7 protein-coding genes and 1 pseudogene are annotated in these 7,880 nt (G+C 51.5%); all 8 read left to right on the forward strand.

Annotated elements, in window-relative coordinates:
• Positions 1–228 (forward strand): annotated as a pseudogene (locus ABYW01_RS08995) (ADP-ribose diphosphatase); the annotation flags it as partial.
• 113 nt (positions 229–341) lie between these two features.
• Positions 342–815: a chemotaxis protein CheX gene (locus ABYW01_RS09000; protein WP_372832188.1), complete on the forward strand. Its 474-nt coding sequence runs from the start codon at positions 342–344 to the stop codon at positions 813–815.
• 137 nt (positions 816–952) lie between these two features.
• The gene (locus tag ABYW01_RS09005; RefSeq protein WP_193951530.1) at positions 953–1,393 is read left to right on the forward strand and encodes a DUF1249 domain-containing protein; all 441 of its coding nucleotides are present in this window, start codon (positions 953–955) and stop codon (positions 1,391–1,393) included.
• Between the two features lie 20 nt (positions 1,394–1,413).
• Positions 1,414–2,187: a metallophosphoesterase gene (locus ABYW01_RS09010; protein WP_372832189.1), complete on the forward strand. Its 774-nt coding sequence runs from the start codon at positions 1,414–1,416 to the stop codon at positions 2,185–2,187.
• 91 nt (positions 2,188–2,278) lie between these two features.
• Positions 2,279–2,893 (forward strand): YqiA/YcfP family alpha/beta fold hydrolase, encoded by a 615-nt coding sequence (locus tag ABYW01_RS09015; protein WP_372832191.1) that lies wholly within the window; start codon positions 2,279–2,281, stop codon positions 2,891–2,893.
• 27 nt (positions 2,894–2,920) lie between these two features.
• Positions 2,921–4,813, forward strand: coding sequence for a DNA topoisomerase IV subunit B (gene parE / locus ABYW01_RS09020; protein ID WP_372832193.1), 1,893 nt, complete (start codon positions 2,921–2,923; stop codon positions 4,811–4,813).
• Positions 4,814–4,817: 4 nt separating this feature from the next.
• On the forward strand, positions 4,818–5,303 hold the full coding sequence (locus ABYW01_RS09025; protein WP_372832195.1) for a Tfp pilus assembly protein FimT/FimU: 486 nt from the start codon (positions 4,818–4,820) through the stop codon (positions 5,301–5,303).
• Positions 5,304–5,367: 64 nt separating this feature from the next.
• Positions 5,368–7,623, forward strand: coding sequence for a DNA topoisomerase IV subunit A (gene parC / locus ABYW01_RS09030; RefSeq protein WP_372832197.1), 2,256 nt, complete (start codon positions 5,368–5,370; stop codon positions 7,621–7,623).
• The last annotated feature ends 257 nt before the right edge of the window (positions 7,624–7,880 follow it).

Consider the following 7,880-nt stretch of genomic DNA (forward strand, 5'->3'; position numbering starts at 1 on the left):
AACGAATATATCTCTCTGCTGTGTGCCCAGATCGATAGTGCCGGAATGGGCGGATTGTTCGGTTTGGAATCTGAAGGTGAAGATATCAAAGTGCATGTTTTACCCTGTGATCAGGTTTTTGCCATGGTGCGAGAGGGCCTGATCGACAACGCGGCTTCCATTATGGCGTTGCAGTGGTTACAGCTGAATCAATCTGAGCTGAAAGAACGTTGGAAAAATTCGATTTAGCGTGGAGTGGATAAATTTTCAAGGTATCTCCTATACTGGTGCATGCTCTTCCAGCCGGTCATCCGGAGACTCATAGGGAAGCGAGTGTAAAACCATAATCGATGGACGGATCTATGATGAAAGCTGAATTTGTTAACCCGTTTTTGACGTCGATGACCAATGTGTTAACCACCATGGCTCAGATCGAATCCAAGCCAGGGAAACCAACAGTCAAGAAAACGTCGACTGCATCGGGTGCGGTGACGGGCATTATTGGTATGGCTGGGGAACAGCTTAAAGGCTCATTTGCGGTTTCATTTTCTGAGCCCGTGATCTTCGCTATTACAAAGCGGATGCTCGGTGAGGAGGTCTCCAGTGTGAATGAAACCGTGATTGATATGGTCGGCGAACTGACGAACATGGCGACGGGCGGAGCGAAAGCGTTGTTAGCGGAACAAGGATTTGAGTTCGACATGGCTGTGCCTGTTATGATCAGCGGTAAAGACCATCGGATTGAACATTCCTCCAATGGGCCCACCATCGTCTTACCTTTTAACACCGAATACGGTGACTTTTTTATCGAAGTAAGTTTTATTCCTGCCGCTTGATCAGACTGTTCATCCCTGCGATATGCCACACTGATTATATCTCCTGATGAAAAGTGTGGCCGGTATGCCCCCGTTCCCAGTTGCGTTAAGATAACGTTGATTCGAACAATCGTACTTGAAGGTACGTAGAGAACTCCATGAAGCGTAAATATATACCAGACCTGCGCAAACAGACGGCTCAGTGTGAAGCCAACTATATGCGCCTGATGAAGTTAATGCCTGATATGGATGAGGTTGACGAGCGTTGTTTTTACGTGAGCTGGCCTGAGCATCAGGCACGTCTGCGTCTGGAAGTAGAAGAGCGCTTTACCTACACCACGACGCTGCGTGTGTCACAGCAGCATGATCACGATTCACCTTGGTTGGATGCTCCGGTATTGGTGGTGCGGCTATACCATGACGCCACAACGGCAGAGGTTGTTTGTCTGCGCCGTAGCCAGCTTTCGGGTGTATACCGTTATCCAAATCAACAGATGTATCAGCCCGATGAGAAGGTTCAACTCAACCAATATCTTGGGGAGTGGCTCACCCATTGCCTGAGTCATGGGCATGTTATGGAACCCGTCTTCATCGGTTAGCTCAGTAAGGCGCTTCATTCGTGCAAAAAATACTTCAGGTTACCGATATACACCTGCAGGCAGATCCCGCAGAAAAACTTCAAGGTGCTGTGATTGAACAGCGCTGGCATCGCGTGTTGGCACATATCCAGGCTCATCATCTTGATGCAGACTTGCTCATGCTGACGGGAGATCTTGTCCATCACTCAGGGCCTGTGGCCTATCAGCGATTAACACGGGATATCGATGCATTGGGATTGCCTGCTGTTTGGATTCCCGGTAATCATGACAACGTTGAAGAGATGAGCCGATACGGTTCTGTCGCACTCAATCGCGATACCGTTGATCTGGGCGGTTGGCGAGTGGTGCTTCTGAATTCTACGGCAGCGCCCGATGGCCGGGGGAGCGGCAGCTTAAGCTCGAGCGAGATACAGCGTTTGCGTAACGAGCTTGATACGCAGGAAGATACGCATCTTTTGTTGGTGTTGCATCACAATCCTCTCGCTCTGGGGAGCGTCTGGCAGGATGCGATTGCCTTGAAGAATGCGGACAAATTCTGGCCGCTCTTGGAAAATAGCACGCATGTTCGCGGTATTATTTTTGGGCATGTCCATCAACAATGGACGCTGAACCATAAAGGCATAGCACTCTTTTCTTCTCCCGCTGTTGCGCCGCAATACAAAGCGGGGTGTTCTGGCGTGACGTTAGAAGATGACCCGGCCCTAACAGGCCCGGCCTACCGGGTTTATCATCTGCGACCCGACGGTGATATCACGGCGGAAACCGTTCGCCCGGTTGACTCAGTTGCACCCTGAGAGTGTGTCGGGTAACGTCTCTCAGTTCTTGGCACTGTAAAAAATACACTTCTGGCCGATAAGACAAGTATTCTAGGGTTGAGGACAATTGATGCAGAGACCTCTGTTTATCTATGTACATGGTTTTAACAGTTCACCCGCGTCGATAAAAGCGCAACTGTTTGGCCGATACCTGAGTGAATATCAGGTAGACGCCGACTATGAAGTGCCGGAGCTCTCACACTGGCCTGCGCAGGCGATCTCACAGCTTGAAAACATTGTTACAGCGCATACAGACCGCACCGTACTGCTGATTGGTAGCTCATTGGGTGGTTTTTATAGCACCCATCTGACCGAGCGATACGATAACCTGCGTACGGTATTGGTCAATCCGGCTGTGCGCCCTTATGCGCTGCTGGAAACCTGGTTGGGTGACAACGAAAACCTCTACACCCATGAGAAGTACCTGTTGACGCGTGATCATCTTCAGCAGCTGTTGGATATCAACTGTGAAACGATAAAAGACCCTTCCCGCTACTTGTTGCTGACACAAACAGCAGATGAAACACTGGATTACCGTGAGGCTGTGGATAAATATCCGCACTCGCCGCAATTTGTTCAGCCCGGTGGCAGTCATGGATTTGACCAGTTTGAGAACCTGATCCCCGCAATTTTAGCGTTCAGCGAAGGGCGTGTTGTGTTACCGCCCGCTGATCCACTCTGTTAGTCGTCACGGTCGTTAAGGATTTAATAGATGACGAATGAATATACAGCTGATGCGATTGAAGTCCTCAGCGGACTGGACCCGGTAAAACGCCGTCCAGGCATGTACACCGAAACTGACCGCCCAAACCATCTGGCGCAGGAAGTGATCGATAACTCGGTGGATGAAGCACTGGCAGGCCATGCCAAGCAGATCGATGTTATTTTGCATAAAGACCACTCCGTATCTGTCAGCGATGACGGCCGTGGTATGCCTGTGGATATCCACCCCGAGCAAGGGGTGAGTGGTGTCGAACTGATCCTCTGTAAGTTGCATGCCGGGGGTAAGTTTAACAACGATAACTACAAATACTCCGGCGGTTTGCACGGGGTGGGTGTATCGGTTGTGAATGCACTCTCCAAGCTCTTGGAGGTGATCGTTAAACGTGACGGTAACGTCTACCGTATTGGCTTCGCGGATGGGGATAAAGTTTCTGATCTGGAAGTGGTTGATACTTGCGGTAAACGAAACACCGGTACGACGGTGCGTTTCTCTCCTAATCCTAAGTATTTTGATTCTCCCAAATTCAGTGTGACCCGCCTGAAACACATGCTGCGAGCGAAAGCGGTTTTGTGTCCGGGGCTGAAAATGACGTTCACCAACTTGACGGGAGCGGAGAAAGAAAAGGATGAGTGGCTTTATGAGGATGGCCTGACCGCTTATCTTCAGGGCGCAACTCAGGTTTTTGAAACGTTGCCTGCCGCACCGTTCTCGGGTTCTTTGCAAGGTGAAGAGGACGCCGTTGAGTGGGCGGTACAATGGCTGCCGGAAGGTGGCGAGCTGGTGTGTGAAAGTTACGTCAACCTGATCCCGACTGCGCAGGGGGGAACCCATGTGAACGGCATGCGTTCCGGTTTGCTGGAAGCGATGCGTGAGTTCTGTGAGTTCCGCAACCTGTTACCGCGCGGGGTTAAGCTCACGGCGGATGATATCTGGGATAAGTGTGCCTATGTGCTGTCCACTAAAATGCGTGATCCTCAATTTGCGGGGCAGACAAAAGAACGCCTCTCCTCCCGACATGTCGCTGGCTTTATCACCGGAGCGTTAAAAGACGCATTCTCCCTCTGGCTCAATCGCCATGTAGAAGAGGGTGAAAAGTTGGCGGAGATGGTGATCTCTAACGCCCAGCGTCGACAGCGTTCTAACAAAAAAGTTATACGTAAAAAAGTCACTCAGGGGCCCGCACTGCCGGGCAAGCTGGCGGATTGCTCGGGTGGTGACGCCATGCAGTCGGAGCTCTTTCTGGTCGAGGGTGATTCGGCGGGTGGTTCGGCGAAACAGGCACGTGAACGTGAGTTTCAGGCGATTTTGCCGCTACGCGGTAAAATTCTGAATACCTGGGAGGTGGAGTCACCGGATACGATGGGGTCGCAGGAGATTCATGATATCTCTGTCGCCATTGGGGTTGATCCGGGCTCTGATAACCTCGACGGTCTGCGTTACGGAAAAATTTGTATCCTTGCGGATGCTGACTCTGACGGTTTGCATATCGCAACGCTACTCTGTGCTTTGTTTGTCCGTCACTTCCGTTCGCTGGTGGCGGAGGGACATGTGTATGTGGCGATGCCGCCGTTGTATCGTATCGATGTTGCCAAAGAGGTGTATTACGCTCTGGATGACAATGAGCGTGACAGCATCATCGAACGTATCCGCTCTGAACGCAAAAATGCAAAAGTTGGGGTGCAGCGTTTCAAGGGACTGGGTGAGATGAACCCGCCTCAGCTGCGTGAAACCACCATGGCACCCGATACCCGCCGTCTGGTCCAGCTGATGGTAGAGCCGGGTGATGGTACCAATGAAACGATGGATATGCTGTTAGCTAAAAAACGCTCCAGTGACCGCAAAGGGTGGCTGGAGTCCAAAGGTAACCTTGCAGAGGTCTGACAGCATGAAATCAGCACAGGGATTTACGATTGTTGAACTGGTCGTAGTGATCGCGCTATTGGGTATTTTAGCGGCGGTGGCGCTGCCTCGTTTTGTCGATGTTGGTGATAACGCGCGGGAATCTGTGTTGGAACATCTTGAAGGTAAACTGCACTCAATTGCGAATCTGGTGCATGCCGAGGCGGTACTGCGTAGTGTGCAAAATCAGGCCCGTAATGATGAGGATGTTGTCATCGACGGCTTGGTTGTGGAGCTTAAATATGGGTACCCCGAAGCGCGTGTCAGTACGGCGGGACATGCCGATATCGTGGATCTGCTCGGGTTGGCGCCTTCTGCAGGCTTAACTGTTGATACCAGCGTGAACAATCGGGTGCGCATCGGTTATGACAATAGTGACAATGGATGCTATGTGCAGTATCAGGAAGCTGATCCTGATGCTGGCAGCCCTAATCCCTATATCGTGAGCCGAGCAAATGCCGGTTGTAACTGATGCCAAAAAGAACAAGCAGGTGGCAGTGTTTACTGCCGGATGTCATAAGAATTAAGGAATCCTGATGAGCGTAGAAACCACGTTTACCGAAGGTGGTGAGCGCATTGCGCTGAGAGACTTTACCGAAAAGGCGTATCTGGATTACTCCATGTACGTCATCCTCGACCGCGCTCTGCCGCATATTGGTGACGGCATGAAGCCGGTGCAGCGTCGAATTGTGTATGCGATGTCGGAGCTGGGCTTGAGTGCTGCCTCCAAACACAAAAAGTCGGCCCGTACTGTGGGTGACGTACTGGGTAAGTTTCATCCCCACGGTGATTCGGCCTGTTACGAAGCGATGGTGCTGATGGCGCAGCCGTTCAGTTATCGTTATCCGCTGGTCGACGGTCAGGGAAACTGGGGTTCTCAGGATGACCCTAAATCTTTTGCCGCCATGCGTTATACCGAATCGCGCCTGGCAGCCTACTCGCAAGTCTTATTGAAAGAAGTTGCTCAGGGTACAGTTGACTGGATTCCAAATTTTGATGGCACGCTGAATGAGCCGGAAGTATTACCCGCACGTTTGCCGAACGTATTACTGAACGGTGGTACGGGTATTGCGGTGGGCATGGCCACGGATATACCGCCGCATAACCTGCGGGAAGTGGGTGGCGCCTGTATTCACCTGTTGGAGAATCCTACTGCCACATTGGATGACCTCTGCCAGATGGTGCCTGGGCCGGATATGCCAACCTCTGCTGAGATTATTACTCCGCGTCATGAGTTGCGAAAGCTCTATGAAAGCGGACGCGGGTCGGTGCGGATGCGAGCGGTATACGAAAAAGAGCAAGGTGAGATTGTTGTCACCGCGTTGCCGTACCAGACATCTGGCGCAAAAGTGCTGGAGCAGATCGCCCAGCAGATGCAGCAGAAAAAGTTGCCGATGGTCAGTGATCTGCGAGATGAATCTGATCACGAAAGTCCAACGCGCCTGGTGATCGTACCACGCTCTAATCGGGTGGATATTGAGCAGCTGATGGCGCATCTGTTCGCATCGACGGATCTGGAGCGTTCTTACCGTGTGAATCTCAATATGATTGGGGTTGATGGTAAACCTCAGGTGAAAAACCTGCATCAGATTCTGGGTGAATGGCTTGGCTGGCGGACCAGCGTGGTAACACGCCGTTTACAGCACCGGTTAGAAAAAGTGCTGGACCGTTTGCATATCCTCGAAGGTTTGATGGTGGCGTTCCTCAATATTGATGAGGTGATTGCGATCATTCGTCATGAGGACGATCCGAAACAGGAGTTGATGGATCGTTTTAAGCTGAGCGACATCCAGGCTAACGCTATTCTTGACCTGAAACTGCGTCACCTTGCTAAGCTGGAAGAGTTTAAGATCAAAGGTGAGCAGGAAGAACTGGATGAAGAGCGCAAGTATCTGGAAGCGACGTTAGGCTCAGACAGTTTGATGCGTAAACTGATCAAAGAAGAGATCAGCGAAGCGATTGAACAGTTTGGTGATGAACGTCGTTCTCCTATCGTTGAGCGCGGCGAAGCCCAGGCATTCAGTGAAAAAGATCTGCTGACGGCAGATCCAGTTACCGTGGTGATCTCTAAGCAGGGTTGGGTACGGGCGGCGAAGGGGCATGATGTTGATGCACACGGACTGAATTACAAGTCGGGGGATGCGTTCAAGCTCGCCTGTCGTAGCAGGACGAATCAGCCTACACTCCTGATCGATTCTACCGGTCGCAGTTATACGGTTGATACACATACATTGCCGTCAGCCCGCGGGCAGGGAGAACCCGTGACGGGGCGTATTACCCTGCCAAAAGGTGCGACGATCGATGCCGCTGTTGCAGGAAAAGATACTGACCGGGTATTGCTGGCCAGTGATGCGGGATACGGTTTTGTCGCTAAATTGGCGGATATGACCAGCAAAACTAAAAACGGCAAGGCGGTTCTGACGCTGCCCAAAAATGCCAAGGTGTTAACGCCGCAGCATCTGGAAACTACAGAGAATAAGCTGCTGGCTGCGGTGACCAATGAGGGTCGTATGTTGGTCTTCCCAGTCGCTGATCTGCCTGAGTTAGCGCGGGGTAAAGGGAATAAAATTATCAATATCCCATCTGCTCGCTCGGCTGCGGGGGAGGAGGTGCTGGTGGCATTAACGGTACTGGGGGCTGACGATATGCTGGTTGTGCATTCTGGACGACAGCATCACAAGCTAAAGGCTGCGGATCTGGAACACTACCGAGGTGAGCGTGGTCGTCGGGGCAATAAATTGCCTCGTGGCTATCAGCGCGTGGACCGACTTGAAGTGATCGGCGCCGAATAAAAGATTAAACCTATCGCGGGCAGGTTGAATCCTGCTCGTTTTCGACTAGGCTGGATTACTCTGATGCATCTAACGATATAGTCACCGGGTATAAGGTACATTCGTGTATCTGGCCAAAAAACAGGGATATCAGGACAGCTCCAATGGATGGGCGTTTACTTAATCTGCGTTATAAACGGCGTACAGCCGCGCTGGCAACAATTCTGGCTATCTCCGTCCTGATGTTTGGTGGCGCACTTCTCTACAATCTCGTACAG

The sequence above is a fragment of the Pontibacterium sp. genome, assembly GCF_041587635.1.
In the GTDB taxonomy this organism is placed as follows: Bacteria; Pseudomonadota; Gammaproteobacteria; order Pseudomonadales; family Balneatricaceae; genus Pontibacterium.